At 62.8% G+C, this 23,863-nt stretch carries 23 protein-coding genes and 1 pseudogene; 12 read left to right on the top strand and 12 right to left on the bottom strand.

What is annotated here, in order from left to right:
* The first annotated feature begins 164 nt into the window (after nucleotides 1-164).
* The gene (locus FJV77_RS24595) at nucleotides 165-1,043 is read left to right on the top strand and encodes a DMT family transporter (protein ID WP_142869259.1); all 879 of its coding nucleotides are present in this window, start codon (nucleotides 165-167) and stop codon (nucleotides 1,041-1,043) included.
* Nucleotides 1,044-1,056: 13 nt separating this feature from the next.
* Here the strand turns inward: FJV77_RS24595 and FJV77_RS24590 are convergent, their stop codons facing one another.
* A complete protein-coding gene (locus FJV77_RS24590) occupies nucleotides 1,057-2,367 on the bottom strand; it encodes a hemolysin family protein (RefSeq protein ID WP_142869186.1) in 1,311 nt (436 codons plus the stop codon).
* Between the two features lie 76 nt (nucleotides 2,368-2,443).
* Entirely contained in the window at nucleotides 2,444-3,358 is a 915-nt protein-coding gene (locus tag FJV77_RS24585) for a LysR family transcriptional regulator (RefSeq protein WP_142869185.1), read from the bottom strand.
* Between the two features lie 126 nt (nucleotides 3,359-3,484).
* Here FJV77_RS24585 and FJV77_RS24580 point away from each other — a divergent pair, with 126 nt between their 5' ends.
* Nucleotides 3,485-4,507, top strand: coding sequence for an NAD(P)-dependent alcohol dehydrogenase (locus tag FJV77_RS24580; protein WP_142869184.1), 1,023 nt, complete (start codon nucleotides 3,485-3,487; stop codon nucleotides 4,505-4,507).
* A gap of 18 nt (nucleotides 4,508-4,525) precedes the next feature.
* Here the strand turns inward: FJV77_RS24580 and FJV77_RS24575 are convergent, their stop codons facing one another.
* From FJV77_RS24575 to FJV77_RS24560, 4 genes are all read right to left on the bottom strand, one after another.
* A complete protein-coding gene (locus tag FJV77_RS24575; RefSeq protein ID WP_142869183.1) occupies nucleotides 4,526-5,233 on the bottom strand; it encodes an LssY C-terminal domain-containing protein in 708 nt (235 codons plus the stop codon).
* Nucleotides 5,234-5,304: 71 nt separating this feature from the next.
* Nucleotides 5,305-6,105 carry an extensin family protein gene (locus FJV77_RS24570; RefSeq protein ID WP_142869182.1) on the bottom strand — a complete coding sequence of 267 codons (801 nt, stop codon included), beginning with the start codon at nucleotides 6,103-6,105 and terminating at the stop codon, nucleotides 5,305-5,307.
* Nucleotides 6,106-6,210: 105 nt separating this feature from the next.
* Complete coding sequence (locus FJV77_RS24565; RefSeq protein WP_142869258.1) at nucleotides 6,211-7,356, bottom strand: extensin family protein; 1,146 nt, start codon at nucleotides 7,354-7,356, stop codon at nucleotides 6,211-6,213.
* Nucleotides 7,357-7,456: 100 nt separating this feature from the next.
* A complete protein-coding gene (locus FJV77_RS24560) occupies nucleotides 7,457-7,882 on the bottom strand; it encodes a DUF3775 domain-containing protein (RefSeq protein WP_112561002.1) in 426 nt (141 codons plus the stop codon).
* A gap of 217 nt (nucleotides 7,883-8,099) precedes the next feature.
* Between FJV77_RS24560 and FJV77_RS24555 the strand changes: the two genes are divergently transcribed.
* Together FJV77_RS24555 and greA are read left to right on the top strand one after the other, a co-directional pair.
* On the top strand, nucleotides 8,100-8,639 hold the full coding sequence (locus FJV77_RS24555; protein WP_142869181.1) for a tetratricopeptide repeat protein: 540 nt from the start codon (nucleotides 8,100-8,102) through the stop codon (nucleotides 8,637-8,639).
* Nucleotides 8,640-8,925: 286 nt separating this feature from the next.
* Nucleotides 8,926-9,399, top strand: coding sequence for a transcription elongation factor GreA (greA, locus tag FJV77_RS24550; protein ID WP_142869180.1), 474 nt, complete (start codon nucleotides 8,926-8,928; stop codon nucleotides 9,397-9,399).
* A gap of 24 nt (nucleotides 9,400-9,423) precedes the next feature.
* Here the strand turns inward: greA and waaC are convergent, their stop codons facing one another.
* Genes waaC through rfaD form a run of 3 tightly spaced genes read right to left on the bottom strand, consistent with a single transcriptional unit; the run spans nucleotide 9,424 to nucleotide 12,325 of the window.
* Nucleotides 9,424-10,398 carry a lipopolysaccharide heptosyltransferase I gene (gene waaC / locus FJV77_RS24545; protein ID WP_142869179.1) on the bottom strand — a complete coding sequence of 325 codons (975 nt, stop codon included), beginning with the start codon at nucleotides 10,396-10,398 and terminating at the stop codon, nucleotides 9,424-9,426.
* The gene (gene waaF, locus FJV77_RS24540; protein ID WP_142869178.1) at nucleotides 10,395-11,402 is read right to left on the bottom strand and encodes a lipopolysaccharide heptosyltransferase II; all 1,008 of its coding nucleotides are present in this window, start codon (nucleotides 11,400-11,402) and stop codon (nucleotides 10,395-10,397) included. Before waaF ends, waaC begins: the two co-directional genes overlap by 4 nt.
* The gene (gene rfaD, locus FJV77_RS24535) at nucleotides 11,375-12,325 is read right to left on the bottom strand and encodes an ADP-glyceromanno-heptose 6-epimerase (RefSeq protein ID WP_142869177.1); all 951 of its coding nucleotides are present in this window, start codon (nucleotides 12,323-12,325) and stop codon (nucleotides 11,375-11,377) included. The genes waaF and rfaD overlap by 28 nt, the downstream gene beginning before the upstream one ends.
* Nucleotides 12,326-12,421: 96 nt before the next feature.
* On the opposite strand from rfaD, the gene FJV77_RS24530 reads away from it, so the two are divergent.
* From FJV77_RS24530 to FJV77_RS24505, 6 genes are all read left to right on the top strand, one after another.
* Entirely contained in the window at nucleotides 12,422-12,877 is a 456-nt protein-coding gene (locus FJV77_RS24530; RefSeq protein WP_142869176.1) for a hypothetical protein, read from the top strand.
* Between the two features lie 53 nt (nucleotides 12,878-12,930).
* Nucleotides 12,931-13,563: a LysE family translocator gene (locus FJV77_RS24525; RefSeq protein ID WP_142869175.1), complete on the top strand. Its 633-nt coding sequence runs from the start codon at nucleotides 12,931-12,933 to the stop codon at nucleotides 13,561-13,563.
* Between the two features lie 267 nt (nucleotides 13,564-13,830).
* Nucleotides 13,831-15,324, top strand: coding sequence for a D-glycero-beta-D-manno-heptose-7-phosphate kinase (gene rfaE1, locus FJV77_RS24520; protein WP_142869174.1), 1,494 nt, complete (start codon nucleotides 13,831-13,833; stop codon nucleotides 15,322-15,324).
* Nucleotides 15,325-15,332: 8 nt separating this feature from the next.
* Nucleotides 15,333-15,905 carry an SIS domain-containing protein gene (locus tag FJV77_RS24515; RefSeq protein WP_142869173.1) on the top strand — a complete coding sequence of 191 codons (573 nt, stop codon included), beginning with the start codon at nucleotides 15,333-15,335 and terminating at the stop codon, nucleotides 15,903-15,905.
* Complete coding sequence (locus tag FJV77_RS24510) at nucleotides 15,898-16,551, top strand: HAD family hydrolase (protein ID WP_142869172.1); 654 nt, start codon at nucleotides 15,898-15,900, stop codon at nucleotides 16,549-16,551. The genes FJV77_RS24515 and FJV77_RS24510 overlap by 8 nt, the downstream gene beginning before the upstream one ends.
* A gap of 180 nt (nucleotides 16,552-16,731) precedes the next feature.
* Nucleotides 16,732-17,712, top strand: coding sequence for a phosphodiester glycosidase family protein (locus tag FJV77_RS24505; RefSeq protein WP_246691375.1), 981 nt, complete (start codon nucleotides 16,732-16,734; stop codon nucleotides 17,710-17,712).
* Nucleotides 17,713-17,762: 50 nt separating this feature from the next.
* Here the strand turns inward: FJV77_RS24505 and FJV77_RS24500 are convergent, their stop codons facing one another.
* Nucleotides 17,763-18,239 (bottom strand): Lrp/AsnC family transcriptional regulator, encoded by a 477-nt coding sequence (locus tag FJV77_RS24500; RefSeq protein ID WP_142869170.1) that lies wholly within the window; start codon nucleotides 18,237-18,239, stop codon nucleotides 17,763-17,765.
* Nucleotides 18,240-18,495: 256 nt separating this feature from the next.
* Between FJV77_RS24500 and trxB the strand changes: the two genes are divergently transcribed.
* Both trxB and FJV77_RS24490 read left to right on the top strand, forming a co-directional pair.
* Nucleotides 18,496-19,470, top strand: coding sequence for a thioredoxin-disulfide reductase (gene trxB, locus FJV77_RS24495; protein WP_142869169.1), 975 nt, complete (start codon nucleotides 18,496-18,498; stop codon nucleotides 19,468-19,470).
* A gap of 80 nt (nucleotides 19,471-19,550) precedes the next feature.
* Complete coding sequence (locus FJV77_RS24490) at nucleotides 19,551-20,447, top strand: LysR family transcriptional regulator (protein ID WP_142869168.1); 897 nt, start codon at nucleotides 19,551-19,553, stop codon at nucleotides 20,445-20,447.
* A gap of 25 nt (nucleotides 20,448-20,472) precedes the next feature.
* On the opposite strand, the pseudogene FJV77_RS24485 reads toward FJV77_RS24490, so the two are convergent.
* Both FJV77_RS24485 and FJV77_RS24480 read right to left on the bottom strand, forming a co-directional pair.
* Nucleotides 20,473-20,969: pseudogene (locus tag FJV77_RS24485) on the bottom strand (isoprenylcysteine carboxylmethyltransferase family protein).
* A gap of 730 nt (nucleotides 20,970-21,699) precedes the next feature.
* Entirely contained in the window at nucleotides 21,700-23,751 is a 2,052-nt protein-coding gene (locus FJV77_RS24480) for an elongation factor G (protein WP_142869167.1), read from the bottom strand.
* Between the last annotated feature and the right edge of the window lie 112 nt (nucleotides 23,752-23,863).

Genomic DNA, 23,863 nt, shown 5'->3' with positions numbered 1-23,863 from the left:
CAGCCGGACCGAATTCAGACCGACGGGCTGCGAAGGCCGGGTTGGACTGCCATATCGACGAGGCTGCCATCTGGCCCTGCCGTTTTGCCCTGATATATCGGCCGCGATCCATCACATGAGCTGCCCCCGTGAAATCACCCAGCCTGACAGGCGTCGTTTCCCCCATGATTCCGGTGCTGGTCTGCGCGCTGGCGATCTTCCTTCTCTCGGCCATGGATGCGGCGATGAAGGTGCTGGTCATCGCCGTCGGCGTCTACAACACGGTGCTGTGGCGCAGCATGCTCGCGACCGCAATTGCGGGCACGGCCTGGGCGGCGGGACCGCGCTCGCTTCCCACGCCCTCCGTGCTCAGACTGCACGCGCTACGCGCCATCGTCGTCGGTATCGTCCTGCTGTCCTTCTTTTGGGGGCTTGCCAGGCTGCCGCTGGCGGATGGGATCGGGCTTAGTTTCGTCGCGCCGCTGTTTGCTCTTCTGCTGGCCGCGCTGCTCTTGGGTGAACGCATACAGCGCCAGGCGATCTGGGCGTCGCTGGCGGGCATCGCCGGTGTCGTCATCATCATGGCCGGACAGTTCGGGCAAGGGAACTACACCGGGGATGCTCTGCTTGGCACGGTGGCTGTGCTCGCATCGACGGTGTTCTACGCCTACAATCTAATCCTCTCGCGGCGGCAGGCGCAGGTGGCAAAGCCGGTCGAGATCATGCTGTTCCAGAATCTGTGCGTTGCCGCCGTCCTTCTCCCCGCCGCGCCCTGGCTGGCGGTTTCCCTGCCGGGCAATCTCTGGCTTCCCCTGGCCGGCGTGACGGCACTGTCGCTTTCCGGCCAATACCTGATGAGCTGGTCCTATGCGCGCTCCGAAGCGCAATATCTGATCCCGACGGAGTACTCGGCCTTCATCTGGGCGATCGTGTTTGGCTGGCTGTTCTTCGACGAGGCGGCGACCTGGACCACGCTGGCGGGCGCCGCCCTGATCGTCGCCAGTTGCCTGATCGCCTCGCGGTCGAATCCCAGACTTGCCGAACCGATCGAAGCTGCGGTCTGAAGGGACGCTGTTGTCAGCGCACCACCTGGCGGTGGCTGTCGGGCAGGCGGGTGGCGATCAGCTTGTCGATGCGGCGGCCGTCGAGGTCGACGACCTCGAAGCGCCAGCCTTGCGCATCGACGCATTCGCCGGTCGCCGGCAGATGGTGCATGTGCGACAGAACATAGCCGGCGACGGTCTCGTAGTCGCGGTTTTCCGGCAGGTCGATGCCGAGAACTTCCGCCATCTCGTCGGCCTGCATGTAGCCGGCGAGCAGCCATGAGCCGTCTTCGCGCTTGACGGCGTTTTCCTCCTCGCCGACGTCGAGGTCGGCGCGGAAGACACCGGTGATGGCTTCGAGAATGTCGGCGGGAGTGACGATGCCTTCGAAATGCCCGTATTCGTCATGGACCAGCGCCATCGGCACGTCGGAATCCTTCAGCTTCTGCAGCACGTCCAGCGCGTCTGCTTGGTCATAGACAATGGGGGCGGCGCGCACATGCTTGCGCGGGTCGAGCGCGCGGCCGGCAAGGATTGCCGCCAGCACGTCACGCGTCTGGACGACGCCAACCATGACATCGACGCCGCCATCGCCGGCGGGCAGGCGCGAATGCTGGGTGTCCATGAGAAGCTTGCGGATGGCGCTCTCATCGGCCTGCAGATTGATCCAGTCGACCTCGGTGCGCGGCGTCATAACCGCGCGCACGGCGCGGTCGCCGAGCCGCATGACGCCGGCAATCATGCGCCGCTCGTCGGATTCGATGGTGCCGTGATGCTCGGCCTCTGCGACCAGCATCTTGATCTCCTCGTCGGTGACCTTATCCCCGCTCTCGCCGCGATGGCCAAGCAGCCACAATATGGCGCGGCCGGAAATGTCGAGCAGGAAGACGAGTGGCGCCGAGACGGTGGCGAGGATGGTCATTGCCGGGGCTGCGCGGGCGGCAACGCGTTCGGGGTCTCGCAGGGCGATCTGCTTGGGCACCAGTTCGCCGACGATCAGCGAGAAATAGGTGATGATGGCGACGACGATGCCGACGCCGAGCGGATCGGCGACGCTCTCGCGGATGCCGGTCGAGGCCAGGAAGACGGACAGCCTGTCGCCCAGCGTGGCGCCGGAGAAGGCGCCCGACAGCACGCCGACCAGGGTGATGCCTATCTGCACCGACGACAGGAATTTGCCGGGGTTGGAGCCGAGCGCCAGTGCGCGCCCGGCGCCGTTGACGCCGCGGTCGATCATCGCCTTGAGCCGTGCCGGGCGCGACGAAACGATGGCGAGTTCCGACATCGACAGAAGGCCGTTCACACAGATGAGGGCGACCACGGTAGCGATTTCGACGTATAGCATCAGGGGTCAATAGCATTGCCGCGCGGTTTTCGAAATTAGATGGCAGCGATTTTTCAAGACGATGGGCGCGGGTCTTTCAAGCAGCATCCCAAGGCGGCGACGAAAAACGCTCGACCAGGGCATCGACGACGACGCGAATCTTCGGCGCCAGGTTGCGTGTCACCGGCCAGATGGCATGCACGGCGACGTTTTCGACCAGACAATCCGACAGAACCATCTCGAGTTCGCCGCTTTTGAGGCAGTCGGCCGCCAGCCAGGTTGGCAGAAAGGCAATACCGCTGCCCGCAAGCGCTGCATCCAGCATCGGTTCGCCATGACCGAGGACGAGCCGCGCTTTGGGCACGAATTTTCCGAGATGTCCGTCGCTATGCCTTACGGTCCAGGGCCGGACGACACCGTCGCGGCCGTAACCGATGACGCTGTGGGCGGCAAGATCCTCGATCGATCGCGGCCTGCCGTGGTCTTCGAGATAGGCAGGGGCGGCGCAGATTGCCGAGCGCTGGGCATAGATGCGACGCGCGGCGAGCGACAGGCTATCGTCGAGATCGCCCATGCGGATGGCGAGATCGATGCCTTCCTCTATCAAGTCGACGCGCCGGTCATTGAAGGAGATTTCTACGGTCAGATCCGGGAACTGCCTGGAAAGATCGAACAGAACAGGGGCGACACAGCGGCGACCGAAGGCCAGAGGCACGTCGACGCGAAGCCGGCCGGAAGGCACCTGGCGACGCAAGGCAATCAACGAGTGGGCGGCCTCGATCTCAGCCAGCGCCCTGACACAGGCTTCATAGTAGCTGACGCCTTCGCTGGTTAGGCTAAGGCTGCGAGTGGTGCGGTTGAGCAGGCGGACGCCGAGGCGCTGCTCCAACTGCGCAATCGTCTTGCCGACCGCCGATTTCGTCACATGCATACGTTCGCCGGCACCGGTGAAGCTGCCGGCCTCCACCACCTGGACGAAGGCGACGATGCCTTGCAGGTTAGCCGATTCCATGGTCGTTTCCTATTGTAGAATTCGGGTATTCAATCCGTTGCCAAATATGCCGCATCGAAGCGCTAATTTCCATAGCGAAATGGCATAGATGTCTCCCGGGACGTCAACCACGGAGCGCGAAACAAGATGAGCACCCAAGTCAACAGATCCTGGCAGATGACCGGCTTTGGCCTGTCCAAGCTGGAGAGGGTTGAAGGCAAGGTTCCCGAGCCAGGCCCGCGCGAGCTTCTGGTGCGAACCAAAGCCGTATCCCTGAACTACAAGGACAAGATGATCATCGACGGCACGCTGATCCCGGACCTTGCATTTCCCTTTGTGCCGACATCCGACGCACTGGGCGAGGTGGTGGCCGTCGGCAAGGAGGTCAGCCGTTTTCGCGTCGGGCAACGCGTGCTCGGCCAGGTGATCGCCGACTGGCCGGATGGCGACGCTCCACCGGTGCTGCACAAGCACACGCTGGGGTCGTCGCTCTCGGGCATGCTTTCCGATCACGTCGTCCTCGGCGAGGATGCCGCAGTGTTGGCGCCACCATCGCTCAGCAATGTCGAGGCCGCGACGCTGCCGATCGCGGCGCTGACAGCGTGGTTCGCGTTGGTCGAGGCGACCAAGCCGGTGCCGGGCCAGACCCTTCTCATCCAGGGCACCGGTGGTGTGTCGCTGTTTGCGTTGCAGTTTGCCAACGCCTTCGGTCTGCGCCCCATCGTTACGTCGAGCAGCGACGAGAAGCTCGAGCGGGCGAGGCAACTCGGTGCCTGGCAGGTGATCAACTACCGGACCCAGCCTGCATGGGACAAAGCCGCGCGCGACCTGACAGAGGGCATTGGCGTCAACCATGTGCTGGAAATGGTCGGCGGCGACAATGCGCGGCGTTCGCTCCATGCGCTGGCCGCGGATGGCCGCCTGTCGATCATCGGCCTCCTTGGCGACACTGAACTCAGCTTTCCGATCCTGCCGTTCATGCGCAACCGCATCACCGTGCAGGGCTTGTCGGTCGGCCACCGCCGTGCTTTCGAGCGGATGAACCAGGCAATCGAAGCGCTGGCGCTCAAGCCGGTGATCGACAAGGTTTTTGGCTTCGATGAGGTGCCGCAGGCGCTGAAGCATCTGGAGAAAGGGCCGTTCGGCAAGATCGTGATCACCATGACCTGACCCTTTGCAATCTTTTTGCTATGGCAACCGCTTCAAGACGCCGACGATGGCCTTGCCGTCGGTGAAATAGGGATCGCCGCCGCCATTGCGTCCGGCTTTGGTGGCGCCGATGCCGGGGATATCGCTCACCGAGATCACCATGCCGGCCGCAGTCAGGTCGTGGATCACGAGATCGCGCTCAGCGTCGATGTCGGGGCCGATATGGTGGGTAATGGCGCCGGTGTCGTGGCTCAGCCCAACGCCACGATCGAAGCTGGCCGAGCCCAGCCAGAGCGGGCGGCCATCGTCGCCGGTCGCATCGGTGCGCCAGAAGCGGACATGATGACGCCGGTCGGCGCTGTCGCCGACCGGTTTTTCAAAGGCGAGGTCCTGGGCGCGGCCTTCGAACAACAGCCGGCTCACCGGGGCGTCGGGATAGGGATGGTCGAACAGCACGCTTTCCCCGATTTCGATCGCGGTCTTCAGCGTCACGCCGTCTGCCGTATCCCAGCCAGCGACGGCGAAGGCATGCACAAGCTCCTTTTCGCTGCCGACAAGGCCGACATTGATCGGGTCGCCAGGAATGCCTTGCGGCGTGTGCGTCACCATCTCGAAGGTCTGTTTGCGAAAGCCGCGATCCCTGAATGTCCAGAATTCAGGTGCGGCGACATAGGCGAGCGCCAGCCAGGCGGCCACGAAAGCCGCAAGCCAGATCGTTGCGCGTTGTCTGAGGCTTTTCTGTCCCACCTGTCGCCGCCTGCCTGCGAGGCGTCACCTTATGCGGCGTAACCGGGTTTTGGCAAAAGAGCCGGCTACCGTCAGCGGCAGGCGCGGTAGCCGCTCTTGCGGTTCTTGATGTCGAAATGGAAATGGTTGCGGTGGTCGTAATTGTAGCCGGGGCCGAGCACGGTGGTGAAATACTGGCAGCCGTCGGCACGCACATTGTTGAGGAAGCCGCGGGTGCGGAAGGCAAACAGGCCGGGCTTGCGCACGTCGATGTCGTCGCCATTGTTGAGCTCGATGCTCATGACGTCGAGCGCGTTGCCCTTGCCGTGCTCGGACAATACACCTTCGCCGGCGATATTGCGGCAGGAATAGCTCGAGCCCTGGTGGATGGTTTTGACGCCCGAGAAATAGCGCCAGCGGGCGGAGGGGACCAGCTCGTTCCTGGTCCAGGCGGCAAAGCTGGCGGCCATGTCGCATGTCAATGTCGCCGCCGGCTTCATCTGGATGCCCCCGATGGCCGCGACCTTGACCGGCCAGTCGATGCCGCACTGGCCCTCATGGATCGGCTGGACGTCGGTGTAGACGACGGCGAGGCGCCTCAATTCGCCGCGGCAGTCGGTTTCGCTGGCCGGCATCTGCTCGGGCTCCGACATCGGCTCGTCCATGCGCGGATAGGCGGCGGTCATGTAGGGATTGGACGGGACGAGCTTCTGCATGCCTTCATATTGCGGCACGGCAGCGGTCTGCGAGCCGACGTCGACGGCAGGCTCCAACGACAGTACGCTGCCGGTGTTGCAGGCCGAAACGGCGGCCAGCGCAAGGCCGGCGGCCGCCATCACTGCGCGTTTTGACTGAAGCGCGACCATCGCGGCGGCGCGAAATATTCCGGCCATGGGCAGAATCCCTGTCCTTAGATGTCCGGCATTTTAACGATCAAGGGTAAAGGAAAACTCAGCGCGCGCGTTCACGCCTGCGGCCGAAATACGGCAGGCGGACGATCACTGGCAGAAGGTGCCGCCGTGCCCGCGCGGTTCGAGATCGAGGTGGAGATGCAGGGCGTGGTCGGCGTCGGCGCCGGGTCCGAGCACCGTCTTGAACGGTCCGCAGGCAGCCTTGCGCACCGTGTTGAGGAACTTCGCGTCCTCCTCGGGCGGCGTTGGACCGACTTCGATCTTCCTGCCGTCCGACAAAATGAAGCTGGCGATATCGAGGGCGTTGCCGAATGCGTGTTCCGATAGTCTGCGCGTACCATGGCGCGGCCGGCAGACAAAGGCCGATGCCTGGTTGATCGATTTCAGGTCGGCGCCGAATTCGTCCTTTGCCGCCGGCTGGATGACATTGGCGGCAAAGCGGGCAGCCGCCTCGGCCATTGGGCAGTTGAGTTCGGTCGCTTGCCCGATGGCGATGGATTTTCCGAGCGACTTCAACATGATGGGATAGGGAATCGAGCAGCCGATATCGGGATTGCTTTCCGCCTTGTGCTCCTCGAATTCGACGCCAAGCGCCGTCAGCCGCTCGCGACAGGCAACTTCCTCCGCCGGCATTTTTGCATCGGGCAGATCGGCCGAGCGGGGGTCGGGGAGCATCTTCTCGTCGTCGGCATCCGCGGGTTTTTCGGGCGGCTGCGGGGCGACGACGGGCGGCTCAACCTCCGGCTTTGCGACGTCGGGCCTTTGTGTTGGAACCGGCACCACGGCCGGCGGCTCAGTCTTACGTTCAGTATTGGTTGACGGCTCCGGGCCTGACGGCTCCGAGCCTGACGGTTCGGGCCGCGCCTGTTTTTTATATCGGGATTTTTCTTCATTGAACCGATCGTCATCGGACCGGTTGGGCGCACCGCTGGTCTTTTGCTCTTCGGTTTTTGCGGCGTCGGTCTTCTGCGCCTCCGCGGGACGCGCCTTGGGCAGCGGAACATCGTCAGCTGAGGGCTGAGGATCCGGCGTTTTCGGTTCTGTCTGGTTCGGCAGTATATGCCGCTTGCCGCGCGGTTTCAGGCGATGCTTGCTGCGCGGCTTTGACGGCCGGTCGGCCCGTTGTGTCAGCAGTTGCTCAACCCAGGAAGGCTTGTGAGGCCGTCTGTGCTTCGCGTCGGCAGGCGCAATAAGCAATCCTGCCACCACGATGGCCAGCGCCAACCCGCACATTCTGGAAAAGACAAGCGCCGCCATCGGTCCTAAACGGCGAGGGCTTGCGGAGGTTGCCGGGAAAAGCGCATGCGCTCGATCACGATCGGTTACCCCGGCGTTACGCGCCAATCGCCTCCAGCCCTTCTTCCAGCCAGTCGGCCAGAAGCGGCATGCCGAGCAGATATTTTGCCGTGCGCTTGTTGGCGCGCTCGCGCGCGGCGGCCACCGCATCGGACCACTCCGCTGCGTCATAGTCGCCGCGGCCGACCCAGGCCAGCGCAATCAATTCGGCCGCCTCGTCGACATTGAGGTCGTTGATCAGTTCGCGCAGCTCTTCCTCGGTGAGGTTTTCAGAGCTCTCCTCTGCAAGCCCGTCATGGTGGTGATTGTCGTGCGTGTCGCCGTCGAACTCGACCTCATGCTCGGCGCCGTCGGTATAGTCTTCGTTGACGGCAGCGCTCAGACCCTTTGCCTTGAGAATGAACAGCCGCACGGTGTCCGGGCCGATCGATAGCTCCCATTCCCGTTCACGGCGCTGTTGCACTCTCTCGCACTCCGCTGGTCATTTCCCGGATGATAGCGGATTTGCAGCGCGCGTCACGTCCGTTCGGCCGGCTTGGCTCACCGCCGGCGGGTTTCTGACTCGCGCGCCTGTCTTTTGAAGTGGGTTTGGCAAATAGTTTTCGCGGCGCGGCTTTTCCGGGATGAAATGGCGTCCGCGTGGCGTTAGCATTTCATCATTATCCCTCAAGGAGGCTTCGATGCGCAGACGTTTGCTGATTCAAGTTCTAGCTGTTGCCGCCCTGCCGCTGTTTGCGGCGCCCGCATTCGCAGCCGGTGAAGGCGGCGGTGGCGGCAGCGACGGCGGGAGCACGAAATGCAAGAAGGGCGAGGTCTGGGACAAGAAGTTAAAGAAGTGCGTCGCGCCGAAATACGGCATGCTCGACGACGACAACATCTATGAGGCCGGCCACGATCTGGCGATGGCCGGGCGCTATGATGAGGCGATCGCCGTGCTCAGCCTGGCCGCCAACAAGCAGGATCCGCGCATCCTCAACTATCTCGGCTATTCGCACCGCCATTCCGGCCGCGTCACGGTCGGGCTGGGCTATTACGAGGAAGCGCTGCGCATCAATCCCGATTACACGCTGGTGCGCGAATATCTCGGCGAGGCGCATCTGCAGATCGGCGACCTGGCCGGCGCCCAGGAGCAGCTGGCCGAGATCGAGAAGCGAACCGGCAAAGGCTCCCGCGAATACGGCATGCTGGCCGAACAGATCTACCATTTCATGAGAAGCTGACCCCACCCCAATGGCGTCTCAAGCCGGTTGCGAGCAATCGCAGCCGGCTTTTTGTTGTCTTAGCCGCAACACAACGCGCATTCCGTGACGGCAACTGCACAATCGGCTCATGATTTTTCAAAAGCCCGCTTTTTCAGCGTGAAAAGTGCGCGAAGATCGCTATATTGGGGGAAATTGCGGTGAAACGGTTCCGTTAGCCCGAGGCTGCCGGACCCGTTTTCTTTTTGTACCCATCGACAAGGCTTTCCCCGAAACGCGGGGGTGGCGGCAGGAAAGGTTAGGCATCATGAACAAGGTCCCGATGACAGGCGAGGGGTTCGCGTCATTGAAGGAAGAACTGCGCTGGCGCCAACAGGAAGAACGGCCGCGCATCATCGAGGCGATCTCCGAAGCGCGCTCGCATGGCGACCTGTCCGAAAATGCCGAATATCATGCCGCCAAGGAGTCGCAGAGCCTCAATGAGGGCCGCGTCAACGAGCTCGAAGATTATATCGCGCGGGCCGAGGTGATCGACGTCACCAAGCTCAGCGGCGAGAAGGTCAAGTTCGGCGCCACGGTGGTGCTGGTCGACGAGGACACCGAGGAAAAGAAGACCTACCAGATCGTTGGCGACCAGGAAGCGGACGTGAAGTCGGGCCGCATCTCGATCTCGTCGCCGATCGCGCGCGCGCTCATCGGCAAGGAAGTCGGCGACGCCATCGAGGTCAATGCGCCGGGCGGCGCACGGGGCTACGAGATCGTCCAGGTGCAGTTCATCTAGGACCTCAGATAATTCTGAAAGGCTCTAAGCCGGCGCTCGTGATTTGAGCGCCAGCTGCTTTTCAGCTTCCGCCACTACCTCAGCCGGCGTCAAGCGCTGCCCTGATGCGGCCAGCAGCGTTGAGGCATACGCTCCGCGCGGGCCGGTTAACCCCGGCTCCGTCGCCAGGAACACCGCGACCGTTGGCAGGCCGAAAGCGCTGGCGAGGTGGGTCAGGCCGGTGTCGGCGCCGATGACCAACGTCGAACGGCCGAGGATCGCGGCGATATCGGATAGCGGCGATTTCGGCACCACGATTGTTGACGGCACGGCTTGCGCGATCGCCTCGGCCACGGCCTTCTCGCGCTCGTTCGACCAGGTGGTGACCAGCGTCATCCCCCGCCCAACCAGCAGGCGAGCGGCTCCGATCCAGTCTTCGGCCGGCCATTTCTTGTCCTCGCGGCTGGTGCCGTGCAGCAGGAAAGCCGTTTTGCCATCGATGCCGGCGAGGCCGCCAGGCGGCGGTACAATCCCTGATTCCAGCGCCGATAAATCCGGCTCATAACCAAGCGCCAGCCCGAACAGCCGCCGCGTGCGTTCTATGGCGTGCATGTCACGCGGCACGGCGTATTTGCGCTTGTAAAACAACGTTGCCGAGGGCTCCCGCGCGCTGGCACGGTCGAAACCGGCAACCGGCGCGCCGGCCTGGATGGCGACAAAGGCCGACTTCAACAACCCTTGCGCATCGATGACCAGATCGTACTGGCCCGCGTGCAGTTTCCGGCGGAGGCCGGCCATCTCGCGCCATGCACCGCTGTCGAAAAGCTGCTTGCGCCAGCGCCGGACCGCCACCTTGTGGATGGTTGCGATCACCGGATGCAGGGCGACGATGCCGGCAAAGGCCTCTTCAACACACCAGTCGAAGGAAATATCGGGTCGGTTGTGGCGCGCATCCTCGACGGCGGGAAAGGTGTGGATGACGTCGCCCATCGATGACGTCTTGACGATCAGCACCTTCATTGGGCGGCCGGGACTTCCAGCAACCGGTCGGCCGCCGCCGTTACCTTGGCTACATCCAGGGTCTTCAGGCAGTTGAGGTGGCCGAGCGGGCAGGTCTTCTGGTGGCAGGGCGAGCAGGATAGATGCAGCCAGATCAGTTCGCGCTGCTCGGCAAGCGGCGGCGTGTTTTCCGGCGAGGTCGAGCCGTAGACGGCAACGACCGGCGTGCCGACGGCGGCCGCGACATGCATCAGCCCGCTGTCGTTGGACACCGCCAGCCTGGCCGCCGCGATCAGGTCGATGGCGTCTTCCAGCCGCGTTTTGCCTGCGAGATCGACGACACCGGGTGCGAGCGCCGAAATCTCGGCGGTGACGTCGCGATCGTTCTTCGAGCCAAACAGCGCCACTTTGAACCCCTTCGCCATCATCTCGCGGGCGAGGCCGGCATAGCTTTCGCTCGGCCAGCGTTTGGCCGGACCGAATTCGGCGCCGGGCATCATGGCCACGAATTTTCCCGGTTGCAGATCGAAGCGGGCCAGAAGCTCTTTCTGATTGCCGGCATCGACGGTGAGCCGCGGTGGCCGGAAATGGCCGCCTTGGGCAAGACCGAAATAGGCCTGCGCGGTTCGCCGCTTGACACTGTCGGGCAGCGGAACGATGTCGGTCAGCAGGCCATAGCGCATTTCGCGCAAATTGCCGAAGCGACGTGGAATGCGGGCAAAGAACGGGATCAGCGCCGATTTCCAGCTTCCCGGCAGGATATACGCCATGTCGTAGCGGCCGCGCAGCAGGCGGCCGAAGCGGCGGCGAATGGTGAATTCGAGCGCGCCGGGTTTCAGCGGGAAATCAATCTGCTGGCGCAGTTCGGGCATGCGCTTGACCAAGGGGGCTGCCCAGGCCGGAGCCAGCACGTCGATGGCGGCGTTGGGATGGAGTTCCTTCAGCGCCGAAAACAGGCACTGCGCCATGACCATATCGCCCACCCAGCGTGGGCCGATCACGAGGATCGTTGGGCTTTCAGCCATTCGACATAGTCTCTGACGCCGGTTTCCACGCTGCGGAATTGCCCGTTATAGCCGGCTGCGCGCAAGCGGGACATATCAGCCTGGGTAAAACTCTGGTAGCTGCCCTTGAGATGGTCGGGGAATTCTATGAACTCGATCTCGCCCTTGCCCAGCGTGTCGATGACGGTTTCGGCAATGGCGCGGAAAGGCTGTGCGCGGCCGGTGCCGCAATTGAAGATGCCGCTTGAGCCCCGCTTCCACAGCCACAGATTGACATCGGCGACATCGCCGACATGAATGAAGTCGCGGCTCTGTTCGCCAGGGCCAAAACCGTCATAGGCGCCGAACAGCTTTGGGTTCTCGCCACGTCCGACCTGGTTGAACAGATGGAAGGCGACAGAGGCCATAGCGCCCTTGTGCGCCTCGCGCGGGCCGTAGACGTTGAAATAGCGCAGGCCGGCGACTTGCGAATGATCGGTATCGAAGACGGTGCGCCGGACATAGTCGTCGAACAGTTTCTTCGAATAGGCATAGACGTTGAGCGGCCGCTCGAGCGCCGGATCCTCGCGAAACTCCGAACCGCCGCCATAGACGGAGGCCGAGGAGGCGTAGAGGAAGGGGACGCGCAGCGAAAGACAGGCATGCAGCAGCCGCTTCGAATAGGCGTAGTTCACCTCCATCATGAACTTGCCGTTCCACTCGGTGGTGGTCGAGCAGGCGCCCTGGTGGAACACAGCCTCGATGCGGCCGAGGTCGCCGGCCTCCAGGCGCGGCAGGAATTCGTCCTTGTCGAGATAGTCGGCGATCTTGAGATCGGCCAGATTGGCGATCTTGTGGCCATCGGTGAGGTCATCGACGACGATTATGTCGTCATGGCCTTCGGCATTGAGCGCGGCGACGATGTTGGAGCCGATCATGCCGGCGCCGCCCGTGACGATGATCATGAAGGCCTCTGGTTGCTTGCGATTCCGGTCCTTATAAGGGAGCCTAGCCGGGCTGTCGATGAAGCAGGCCGGACTGACAGCAGCAAGGACAGATGAATGACAGGTCATCCTTCCGAGATGACGCCAACCGATAGGCAAGGCACTGCGGTGTTTGTCGGCTCCTACGTAAGGGTTTCGTCTCTGCCGAACGAAAACCGCGGAAAGCCGTTCGAGGAGTTGCGCCAGTCATCTATCGGACGCATTTGCCGAATTGTTGAGCCCTACGAAGGGACGTCCACGAATGGCATTCAAATTAGCACCGGCGAATTTCGAGTCCATTACGCGCCGCTTTCTCCCGACGGTATCCAGGGCATCTCTTTCTACGTGGCTCCGGGGGATATAGAGGTCGTTGCAGCTACGGAAGAAATGCTGCTCCTCTATAGCGAGGACATCTGGCAGCTTATCCGGCCTTTCGGCGAAAAGCAGGATACACCTACTTTCGAGCGGCTGGTGACGGCGTTCGGGTTTTCCGATTTGTGGGATCCTGAGACGCAAGCCAGCGCAAAGAACTGAACCAGACGTATGTTCGGCGCGATCTCTACGCTTTGCCGACAAGAGGACAAGAAATGCCGTCGACCGAACTGCTCATTGCGTTTTTCGCCACCACGGCGATCTTCGCCTATATTCCCGGCCCAGCCATGCTTTATGCGGCCGCGCAGACCATGGCGCGCGGGCGCTGGTCGGGGCTGACGGCGGCGCTCGGCATCCATCTTGGCGGCTATTTCCATGTCTTTGCCGCAGCCGCCGGCTTGTCGGTGCTGTTTCACGCCGTGCCGCCGCTCTACATGGCGGTCAAGCTGATCGGCGCGCTTTATCTGATATGGCTCGGTGTCTCGCTGTTTCGCAAGCGCGGAGAGGGCGATGCGGCGCTGCCGGCGATCGAGCGGAAATCGGCGCGACGGGCGTTTTTCGAGAGCATCACGGTCGAAGTGCTCAATCCGAAGACGGCAATCTTCTTCATGGCGTTCCTGCCGCAGTTCATCGATGCTTCGGCGCCTTTGCCAGTCTGGCTGCAGTTCGTCGTTTTGGGCACGATCGTCAATCTGATGTTTTCTTCCGCCGATATCGTCTGCGTGTTTTTGGCCGGTGCGGTCATCGGCCGGCTGCGGCGTTCGAGTCGGGCGCAGCGGATGATGCAGCGGGCGGGCGGGGCGGTGCTGGTTGGACTGGGCGTTCATGTCGCCCTGCAGAAGAGCTGAGAGACCGTTTGGAAATTCTACTCCGGCGGCCATCTGATGGCGTTTTCTGCGCTCCCGGTGCTCACGGACTTATGTCCGCTCCGCTCCGGTTCTCGAAAACACCACCATATGACTCGCCAGAGCGAATTTCGAAACGGTCTCTAAGGGCTGCCTGACGTTGCGCTGGGTGGATTTGCGGTATATCGGCTTCGCCATGAACGATCCGGCCCGTAAATTGACAATTTTCAGCGTGATTGAGATCGGCCTTTCCCTCGCATTGCCAGTGACATGATCAAGCACAATCCGCCTTCGCCCGAACCTTTGCACCGCGCCATTGCCCGCTTTGGCGACGTCGCCGTGCTGGTGGTAGGCGACTTCATCCTCGACCGTTTCGTCAATGGCGTCATCGAACGCATCTCGCCGGAAGCGCCGATCCCGGTGCTGCACGGGCGCGGCGAGACATCGACCATGGGTGGCGCCGGCAATGTCGTCGCCAACATCGTTTCGCTGGGCGCCAGCGCTATTCCCGTGTCGGTAATCGGCACCGACGTGGCCGGAGACAATGTGGTGCGCATGCTCGGCGAGCTCGGCGCCGACACGGCGGGCCTGGCGCAGGCGCGCGGCCGCATGACGTCGTCGAAGAGCCGCTTCAGCGCGCTCAACCAGCAGGTGCTGCGTTTCGACGAGGAAGAGATCAAGCCACTCGACGACAAGGAGCGGGCCGGCCTGATCCGGCATTTCCGGGAAGCTCTCTCTCGCGCGGACATCGTCATCCTGTCCGATTACGGCAAGGGCATATTGCTCGACGGCGTCGCCGCCGAACTGATCGCCATCTGCCGCGACGCCGGAAAGCCGGTGCTGGTCGATCCGAAGGGCCGCGACTATGCCCGCTATGCCGGCGCGACCGCCATCACGCCCAACCGCAAGGAGCTTGGCGAAGCGGTCGGTCATCCGGTTTTCGCGGATGACGAGATCGTCGCGGCGGCGTGTGAATTGATTGCTTCACATGGCTTCGACTTCGTCGTCGCCACGCGCAGCGAAAAGGGTATGAGCGTTGTCGGACCTGATGAGGCGCGCCACATCGCCACCCAGGCGCGCGAAGTATTCGATGTGTCGGGCGCCGGCGACACCGTCATCGCCAGCTTCGCGCTGGCTTTGGCCGCGGGCGCCGATCGCGTCATGGCCGCCTCCATCGCCAATGCTGCCGGCGGCGTGGTGGTGGGCAAGCGCGGCACGGCGCGGTTGACGGTCGAGGAGCTGACCGGCGCGCTGTTTCGCTCGCATGGCCCGACCGCGCACAAGGACGCCATCCTCGATGCCGCCTCGGCGGCGCGCATGGTGGCGGCGTGGAAGGAAGAGGGCCTCAGCGTCGGCTTCACCAATGGCTGTTTCGACATATTGCATGCCGGCCATGTCAGCCTGCTGCACGCGGCGCGCAGCCAGTGCGACCGGCTGGTGCTCGGGCTCAACAGCGATGCCTCGGTGCGCCGGCTGAAAGGTGCCGGCCGCCCGGTCAACGATCAGCATGACCGCGCCTGCGTGCTCGCCGCGCTTGCTTCCGTCGACGCCGTCGTCGTCTTCGAAGAAGACACGCCGCTGGCGCTGATCGAGGCGCTGCTGCCCGACATACTGGTCAAGGGCGCCGACTACACCGTCGAAACCGTGGTCGGCGCCGATGTGGTGCAGAAGGCCGGCGGGCGTGTCGTGCTGGTCGATCTCGTCGTCGGCAAGAGCACCACCGGCACGATCGGCAAATTGCGCGCCGGTGGCGCTACCAACTGAGGGATTTCATGTCCGGCCTGAACGATTACCTTCTCCGCTCGGCGGCTGCGATCACCGCGACAGTCGGGCGCGACCTGACCGACGAGATGGAACGCGCGGTGAGCGCAGTCGTGACAGCGCTTTCGTCCGGCAAGGCTCTGCTGGTCTGCGGCAATGGCGGTTCGGCCAGCGACGCCATCCATATCGCCACCGAACTGGTCGGCCGCTTCCTTAGGGAGCGCAAGGCCTATAATGTCATCGCGCTGCCGGCCAACGCGGGCATGCTGACCGCCTGGGGCAACGACTACGGCTTCGACACAGTGTTTTCGCGCCAGGTCGAGGCGCATGGCGCGGCAGGTGGCGTGCTTTTGGCGATCTCAACCAGCGGCAATTCGCCGAGCATTCTTGCCGCTGCCGAGCAGGCGCGGATGATGGACATGACGGTGATCAGCCTGACCGGCGACACCGGCGGCAAGCTGAAGCCGCTCACCGACATCCTGCTCAACGTGCCCTCAACCTCGACGCCGATCATCCAGCAGGGGCATCTCTGCCTCTACCACTATCTCTGCGAAGTCGTTGAAGCGCGTCTGTCGAATGGCTGAACGCGACGCCTCCGGCCCCTATCCATTGGCTGAGCCCGGCCTGTGGGTCGAGCAGGTTGGGTCGCGGGTGTTTCCAGCCAACACGCCGGCGCTGTTCCTCGACCGCGACGGCACCATCAATGTCGATACGGGATATCCCGACGATCCCGCCAAAATGGTGCTGCGCGACGGCATCGTGCCGGTCATCGCGGCGGCCAACCACTCTGGCATCCCCGTTGTAATCGTCACCAACCAGTCTGGCATCGCTCGCGGTTATTACGGCTGGGACGCGTTCGCTCGGGTCAATGGGCGGGTGCTTGACGTTTTGGCTGAACAAGATGCCTTCGTGGACATGGTGCTTGCCTGCGCCTATCACGACGCCGGTAGCGGGCGGCTGGCAATCGCCGACCATCCGATGCGCAAGCCCAATCCCGGCATGCTGATCGAGGCGCGCAAGCGTCTTCACCTCGATCTTAGCCGCTCGCTGATCGTCGGCGACAAGCCGGCGGATATGGAAGCCGGGCAACGCGCCGGACTGCCGCGCGGCTGGCTGGTCGACAGCGAGGCGAGCAAACAGCTGGGCTTTGAGGTCCTGCCGCTACGCGATGCCGATGATCTGGAAGGACTGCTGGCGGCAGTCAGGGCGCTCGGATCAAGACTGGGTTAGCTGACCGCTTCCGAAGCTGCTTAACCACTGCAATCTCAATAGGTTACAGAGGCGCCAAGGCACCCCATACCCTTTGGTGGAAGCGCCACACGCTTTCTGCGGAAAAACTGCAGAGATCAAACATTATTCTAGCAAGAAATTTGCAGATGTAATTCCATCAGTAAGTGAGGGGGAATTCATTTGAAGAAAGCGATCTCCATTGTCGTTGTCCTGTCGCTGTTGGCTGTGCTTTCAGCTGCAGGGTACATTTGGCAACGAAACGGCATTTATGGGTTGAATGTCGTTCTTCGCCGGGGTGGAACCTACTGGGTTTCCGTGAAGCCCGATGATGCGCGTCTCTCGCCAGCCATGCAGCTTGCCTTGCAGCCGGAGATTCCCGCCGTGAGCGCCGGCGCGAGCGCTTGGAATGAAGTGGAGCCAGGATTTCAGGTCAGGGAAATTTCGGTCATGGCGGGTGATCGCGAAATCGACCGGCTCTACCTCAACCGTTTCGACCCGGCCAAGTTCCGTTTCGTTGCCCGCAACGAGCCCAGCGGGGCCAAGGACATCGACCAATGGGAGGCCGCCCTCACACCGGAGGGCGCGGGCGGTACGGTTCTGATCGTCAATGGCAGCTATTTCGGACTGAAGGGTGAGGCCGATACGCCCTTCATCAGCATGGGCACCCAACTCGGCCCGCATGAATACGATGCCAAGGCCGGGGCATGGGTCGTCAATGCCTCGGGCACGCATGTGGTCGATCTGACGTTGCGCGATTGGCGCGCAGTCACGGCGAACGCCGAGGACGCCATGGTTTCCTATCCATTGCTCGTCGGCGAGGATGGCCGCAACAATGTCCGCACCAAAAGCAACTGGCTGGCGAACCGGACATTTGTCGCAGAAGATCGTCAGGGCCGGATCATCGTCGGTTCGACCAAGGACGCCTTCTTCTCGCTGGACCGGCTGGTAGATTTCCTTTTCGCGACCGACCTCGACCTCAAAACGGCGCTGAATCTCGATGGCGGGCCGGTGGCCTGCCTAAGCGTCCGTTCCGGGACCTACCGGCTGAAACACTATGCCAGGTGGGAAGCCCAGGTTGCGGATGGCGAAGTGTCGCTTCTCCAGACGCCGCTGGATGTTCCCTGGGGGCTGCCTGTCGTTCTCACCGTGGAACGCAGGTAGTTTCGAATGAGCAGGTCGGCTCTGGCCGCAATTGGTGCAGGAATTTGTGGTCAGGCGCTGAACGCCACCAGCCCTTCGTCCTTGACGCGGCGGATGGTGAGCGCGGTGCGCACCGTGTCGACATTGGGCGCTGAGGCCAGCTGTTCGATGACGAAGGTCTGGAACGTGCCGAGATCGCTCGCGACGCAATGCAGCAGAAAGTCGGATTCGCCCGAAACCATCCAGGCATCGCGCACGATCGGCCAGCCGCGGGTGCGCTCGGCGAAGGTTTTGAGCTCCGCATCGGCCTGGTGATGCAGGCCGATCAGGCAGAAGGCGACGACGTCCATGCCGAGCGCCGGCGCGTTGAGCAAGGCGCGATAGCCCCTGATGATGCCGGTTTCCTCCAGCCGCCGGACACGGCGCAGGCAGGGCGGGGCGGAAATGCCGACACGGCTCGACAGTTCGACATTGGTCATGCGCCCGTCCGCCTGAAGCTCGCGCAAAATCTTCCAGTCGATGGCGTCGAGGTCGGCTTTCAGGGGCATGGCTGTCTCAGCTTAAGCGCAAGAATCTTTCGCGATCTCGTCATTAAACGACTTTTGTGTCGATGCCAGCCCTTGGTCAGGCGATTTTAAGGCGGTAACGAAAGCGGCGATTGCGCGAATAAGCCTCTGAGCCGAAGCTTTCCGGGGACGACGGCCTGTTCGTCTTGCTGGCGTGGTTGGCAACCCTTACATTACCGGCGACATTTCACGTCTTTTTCCAAGGCACACCCTGATGTCTGCCCCGCAGAGGCTTTAGATGACCACCAAACATGCGCCTGTCCTTATCATCGGTTCCGGCCCGGCCGGCTATACCGCCGCGGTCTATGCCGCCCGCGCCATGCTGAAGCCGATGCTCGTCGCCGGCCTGCAGCAGGGCGGCCAGCTGATGATCACCACCGATGTCGAAAACTATCCCGGCTTTGCCGATCCGATCCAGGGTCCGTGGCTGATGGAACAGATGCTGAAGCAGGCCGAACATGTCGGCACCGACATCATCAACGACATCATCACCGAGGTCGATCTCAACGTGCGGCCGTTCCGCGCCAAGGGCGATTCCGGCACCACCTACACGGCGGACACGCTGATCATCGCCACTGGCGCACAGGCAAAGTGGCTCGGAATTCCGACCGAACAGACCTTCATGGGCTTTGGCGTTTCGGCCTGCGCCACCTGCGACGGCTTCTTCTATCGCGGCAAGGATGTCGCTGTCATAGGCGGCGGCAATTCGGCGGTGGAGGAGGCGCTCTACCTCTCTAATCTGGCGAAGAGCGTGACCGTCATTCACCGCCGCAACGATTTCCGTGCCGAGCGCATCCTGCGTGAGCGGCTGCTGAAGAAGGACAATGTCCGCGTCATCTGGGACACGATCGTCGACGAGATCACCGGCCGGCCCGGCAAGACGCCGCTGCCACCTTCGGTCGAAGGGCTGAAGCTCAAGAATGCGGTGACCGGCGAGATCAGCCATCTCAAGGTCGACGGCGTGTTCGTGGCGATCGGCCATGCGCCGGCGGTGGAGCTGTTCGTCGGCAAGCTGAAGCAGAAGCCGAACGGCTATCTGTGGACGGCGCCCAATTCGACCCGCACCGACGTGCCCGGCGTGTTCGCCGCCGGCGACGTGACCGACGACATCTACCGTCAGGCGGTGACGGCGGCCGGGCTCGGCTGCATGGCTGCGCTTGAGGCGGAAAAGTATCTGGCCGGCATCGAGGTGCACCGCGAAGCGGCCGAATAGAATCTATCAAGACGGCGGAACAAGCCGTTCAAAAGCCTGATTTTTCATTCAGACGCCAAAACGAAAACGAGGGGAATTTTATGGCGCTGGACTGGGACAAGCTTCGCGTGTTTCACGCTGCGGCGGAGGCTGGGTCTTTTACCCATGCCGCTGAGACGCTGCATTTGTCGCAATCGGCGATTTCGCGCCAGGTCAGCGCGCTCGAACATGATGTCGGCGTGCCGCTGTTCAATCGTCACGCCCGCGGCCTGGTGCTGACCGAGCAGGGCGAGATGCTGTTCCGCACGGCGCATGACGTGCTGATGAAGCTGGAGACCATCAAGTCGCGGCTGACCGAGGCCAAGGACCGGCCGTCCGGCGTGCTCAGGGTCACGACCACGGTGGGCTTGGGCGCCGGCTGGCTGACCGAGCGGGTGCAGGAGTTCATTGAGCTCTATCCCGAAATCAGCCTGCAGCTGATCCTCGCCAATGAAGAACTCGACCTCACCATGCGCCAGGCCGATTGCGCGATCCGGTTGCGCCAGCCGCAGCAGCCCGATCTGATCCAGCGCCGCCTGTTCACCGTGCATTTCCACCTCTATGCCTCGCCGGCCTATGTCGGCAAACACGGCAAGCCGACCTCGGTTGCGGATCTGAAGAACCATCGCATTGTCACCTTCGGCGTGCCGGTGCCGTCGCATCTGTCGGAGCTGAACTGGCTGGAAACGATCGGCGATTTCGAAGGCGGGCAAAGGGTGCCGACGCTGCAGATCAACGATATCCTGTCGATCAAGCGCGCCGTGCAGGGCGGCGCCGGCATCGCCATGCTGCCCGACTATGTGATCTCCAAGGACTCCGATCTGGTGCAGCTGCTGCCGGAGACCGAGGTGCCGTCCTTCGACACCTATTTCGCCTATCCCGACGCGATGAAGAACCAGGCCAAGCTGCATGTGTTCCGCGATTTCATCATCGCGAAAGCACGCAGCTGGTCTTTCTAAAACAGGCCTGCGGCGCAGCTTCGGCTTATCCCTGCCACGGTGTCAGGCGCGGCAGCCAGCCGGGGACGTTGCGGCGGTAGGTCTCGTATCGGCGCCATAGCGGCGGGCCAGCGTCGGCTCTTCGTAGAGCTTGACGAAGGAGCCCATGACGATCGCGCCGATGACGGCATAGGCGACGACGGTCCAGCTTGAAAACAGCAGCGCCTGGCCGAGGATGATCGACAGCACTGCGACATACATCGGGTTGCGGACATGGCGGTAGACGCCGCCGATCACCAGTCTCTCGGTGGGCGCCACAGGCGCTGGCGTGCCAAGCCCTTCGAGCGCGAAGCGGGCGAAGGAATGAATGAGCAGGGCGATGGCCGCGACGATCAGGATGCCGCCAACCGGGACGAAACCCGGCACGGTCGATAGCGGCAGACGGTAGTGGTCCGTCAGCAGCCAGGGCACCACACCGGCGACGACGCAAGGTGCTGCGATGAAGAAGACTGCGCTGCCGGCGATCGCCTGAGGTGTCCGCATTTCAGGTCTCCCTTGCCGACGGTCCCGGCCTTCCGATTCTGGCCGATGCCGCAAAAATAAACGCGCTCTGCCTGATTCCGTATCATTTGGTGTTTTCGCGCTTCGGCGCAAAAATCGGTCCGATTACGGTTCTCTGACAGCATTGGGCCGGTCGCGCAGGCCGTTTGAAGTCTTTTTCTGGTCCTATCGTGCCCTAAAATGGGTTAGACCACAGCCTGCGACTTTTTGCATGCGTGTGTTGCAAAATAGATGCTTGTTTCTTGGGCATGATGAGCACATATATAGATCATCTCCAGGGCGCGTTCTCCTCCCATTAGCGCCCTCGAGTGTTCCCCTCTGGAGGTTAGCCTTAACAGGCACTTCCAATCAAACTCAGCCGGATCTTCGTTGATCCGGCTTTTTTGTTTTCAGGCCTGGCGCAACCGGCGAAAAACCGACCAGAATTGCCGCGTAACAGTGACATGTAACCTCAGGTAACATGTCGCAGGCGCGATTCATCGTTTAAGCAGATCATAGGACGCGGTGTGGTTCGTCCGGGAGATGGGGGCATCACTCGGAAGATCCGGGCTCAGGCGGCTACCGCGTCCGAACCTATTCGTCTGCCAGTGCCGTCGGGCGCGGCGGATACATGCGGCGGACCTGCCGTTTTTCTCCCAAGAAGACGGTCCGCAATAGGAGCGGCGTCCGGATCATCCGGGCGCCGTTTTTTGTGCGAATCAGCCACCGCCTGTCAGGCAGCCTTGCCGTTGGCATTCATCGCCTCGTCGGCCAACCGCCCCGTAAGCTCGGCCATATGATCGAAGGCACAGCGATAGCTGGCGACGCCGGCGGTCGCCGAGCGCAGTTCGATGATCAGGTCGCCGATCTCGGCCTGCGGCATGGTCGCCTCAACGACATCCCATCCCGGCCAGTCGGGCCGTGCGTCGTAGCCGAGGATCTGGCCGCGCCGCTGCGGGATCAGCGCGATGATCTTCGACGTGGCTTCGGACGGAGTGACGATCTCGACCTTCATTACCGGCTCGAGCAGCACCGGCGAGCACGCCGCCATGCCTTCCTTCATCGCGAGTTTGGCTGCCATCTGGAAGGCCATGTCGGATGAATCGACGGCATGGTAGGAGCCGTCGGAGAGGTTGACGGCAACATCGACCACAGGGAAGCCCAACGGGCCGGATTTCAGATAATCGCGCACGCCGGTTTCGACCGACTGGATGTAGGTCTTGGGCACAACGCCGCCGGTGATGGTGTCCGAGAACTGGAAGCCGGAACCACGCGGCAGCGGCTTGATCTCGATCACCACATCGCCGAACTGGCCATGGCCGCCGGACTGCTTCTTGTGACGGCCGCGCTGCTGCACCGTCTTGCGGATCGTCTCGCGATAAGGAACGGCCGGCGCATGGCCTTCGACCGGGATCTGGTTCTTGCCTTCCAGCCGCTCGCGCACGACCCGCAGATGCATCTCGCCATGGCCGGACAGCACGGTTTCGGCCGAATCCTGATTGTGGCGCAGGGTGAGCGAGGGATCTTCCTCGGCCAGGCGATGGATGGCCGCCGACATCTTGACCTCGTCCTTGCGCTCCTTCGGCCGCAGGGCGAAGGCGAAGACCGGCTGTGGGGGCGCGAGCGTAATCAGCGGCTTGATGCCGCCCTTGGTGGAGCTCAGCGTCTGGCCAGTCTTGACCTCGTCCAGCTTGCCCAGCGCCACCGTGTCGCCAGCCTTGGCGGCAGCGAGCTTGGACTGGTCCTTGCCGAGCATCTTGTAGATGCCGGAGACCTTCGCCGTCTCGCCGTTCGACAGGAAAAGCTCTGTGGCGTCGGCGAGCTGGCCCGACAGAATGCGTGACACAGACAGCTTGCCGCCATGCGCGGTGTGGATGGTCTTCATCACCTGGACCACCGTCTGATTGCCGTCCGGCACCCCGAGGCGCTTGCGGGTCGCCTCGACATCCGGCGCGTCATGGCGGATCGCCTTCAACAGACGCAGCACGCCATTGCCCTTTTCGGCGGTGCCGATCAGCACCGGCGTTATGGCGCCGGCGCGCAGGTCGGCGGACAGATCGTCGAAGACTGCGTCCTTGGGCGGCTCGATCTCCTCCAGCAACTGCTCCATCAACTGGTCGTCGTGATCGGCGAGCGTCTCCAGCATGGAGAAGCGGGCTTCCAGCTCGCGCGCCTTTTCGTCGCCCGGAATCTCGGCGACCTGGCTTTCGGCATATTCGCGGTAGATGTAGGCGCGCTCCAGCGCTAGGTCGATCGAACCGATCACCACATTGTCCTTGCGCAGCGGAATCTGGCGCAGCAGCAGTGGCGCCGCGCTCGTCGGCTGCAGCATCTTCAGCGTGTCGCGCACGCCGGCGATCGCCTTGTCGACCTTGTTGAGGAACAGGATGCGCGGCACGCCGAGATCGTCGAGCTTGCGCATGATGAGCTGCAAGGCGGGAATCTTCTTCTCATCGGCCTCGGCGACGACCACGGCGATGTCGCAGGCGGCCAGCACCGGCTCGGCCTCGAAGGAGAATTCGATCGATCCGGGACAGTCGACGAAGGTGAGCTGCTCGCCCATGAATTCGGTGGTGGCAAAGGTCGCCTCGACGCTCATGGCGTGTGCCCGCGCCTCGGGCGAATGATCGGAAACGGTGCTTCCCGAAGAAACGGGATTTTGGCGGGGGATGGCGCCCGTACGGGCGAGGATGGCTTCGAGAAGTGTCGTCTTACCGCTTGCAAAGGGACCGACTATGGCAATGCATTTCGGTCCCGTGCGTCGTCCTCCGGCGCGAGTACCCATGGCTGACCTCCACTCAGGCGTTGCCCTTGGAGTGCGATCAGCAAAAGTGGAAACGGTTTTGCGCCGATCGCACCCTGACGTGTGCGGCGGCCGGCCTGTTCGACCGTCGCGG

Source organism: Mesorhizobium sp. WSM4306, from assembly GCF_007003975.1.
In the GTDB taxonomy this organism is placed as follows: Bacteria; Pseudomonadota; Alphaproteobacteria; order Rhizobiales; family Rhizobiaceae; genus Mesorhizobium.
The sequence above is the reverse complement of the archived record's forward strand: the minus strand, read 5'-3'. Positions and strand labels throughout refer to the sequence as shown.

What these genes read in the sequence shown, in the direction of transcription:
- FJV77_RS24500 (WP_142869170.1), bottom strand. Translation starts at nt 18,239, where the DNA reads ATGCCCCTGAAAGCCGACCTCGACGCCATCGACTGGAAGATTTTGCGC.
- rfaD (WP_142869177.1), bottom strand. Translation starts at nt 12,325, where the DNA reads ATGATCATCGTCACGGGCGGCGCCGGCATGATCGGCTCCAACATCGTC.
- FJV77_RS24570 (WP_142869182.1), bottom strand. Translation starts at nt 6,105, where the DNA reads ATGGCCGGAATATTTCGCGCCGCCGCGATGGTCGCGCTTCAGTCAAAA.
- FJV77_RS24515 (WP_142869173.1), top strand. Translation starts at nt 15,333, where the DNA reads ATGTCCGGCCTGAACGATTACCTTCTCCGCTCGGCGGCTGCGATCACC.
- FJV77_RS24580 (WP_142869184.1), top strand. Translation starts at nt 3,485, where the DNA reads ATGAGCACCCAAGTCAACAGATCCTGGCAGATGACCGGCTTTGGCCTG.
- FJV77_RS24490 (WP_142869168.1), top strand. Translation starts at nt 19,551, where the DNA reads ATGGCGCTGGACTGGGACAAGCTTCGCGTGTTTCACGCTGCGGCGGAG.
- greA (WP_142869180.1), top strand. Translation starts at nt 8,926, where the DNA reads ATGAACAAGGTCCCGATGACAGGCGAGGGGTTCGCGTCATTGAAGGAA.
- FJV77_RS24480 (WP_142869167.1), bottom strand. Translation starts at nt 23,751, where the DNA reads ATGGGTACTCGCGCCGGAGGACGACGCACGGGACCGAAATGCATTGCC.
- trxB (WP_142869169.1), top strand. Translation starts at nt 18,496, where the DNA reads ATGACCACCAAACATGCGCCTGTCCTTATCATCGGTTCCGGCCCGGCC.
- FJV77_RS24590 (WP_142869186.1), bottom strand. Translation starts at nt 2,367, where the DNA reads ATGCTATACGTCGAAATCGCTACCGTGGTCGCCCTCATCTGTGTGAAC.
- FJV77_RS24595 (WP_142869259.1), top strand. Translation starts at nt 165, where the DNA reads ATGATTCCGGTGCTGGTCTGCGCGCTGGCGATCTTCCTTCTCTCGGCC.
- FJV77_RS24530 (WP_142869176.1), top strand. Translation starts at nt 12,422, where the DNA reads ATGACAGGTCATCCTTCCGAGATGACGCCAACCGATAGGCAAGGCACT.
- FJV77_RS24525 (WP_142869175.1), top strand. Translation starts at nt 12,931, where the DNA reads ATGCCGTCGACCGAACTGCTCATTGCGTTTTTCGCCACCACGGCGATC.
- waaF (WP_142869178.1), bottom strand. Translation starts at nt 11,402, where the DNA reads ATGGCTGAAAGCCCAACGATCCTCGTGATCGGCCCACGCTGGGTGGGC.
- rfaE1 (WP_142869174.1), top strand. Translation starts at nt 13,831, where the DNA reads ATGATCAAGCACAATCCGCCTTCGCCCGAACCTTTGCACCGCGCCATT.
- waaC (WP_142869179.1), bottom strand. Translation starts at nt 10,398, where the DNA reads ATGAAGGTGCTGATCGTCAAGACGTCATCGATGGGCGACGTCATCCAC.
- FJV77_RS24555 (WP_142869181.1), top strand. Translation starts at nt 8,100, where the DNA reads ATGCGCAGACGTTTGCTGATTCAAGTTCTAGCTGTTGCCGCCCTGCCG.
- FJV77_RS24585 (WP_142869185.1), bottom strand. Translation starts at nt 3,358, where the DNA reads ATGGAATCGGCTAACCTGCAAGGCATCGTCGCCTTCGTCCAGGTGGTG.
- FJV77_RS24510 (WP_142869172.1), top strand. Translation starts at nt 15,898, where the DNA reads ATGGCTGAACGCGACGCCTCCGGCCCCTATCCATTGGCTGAGCCCGGC.
- FJV77_RS24565 (WP_142869258.1), bottom strand. Translation starts at nt 7,356, where the DNA reads ATGTGCGGGTTGGCGCTGGCCATCGTGGTGGCAGGATTGCTTATTGCG.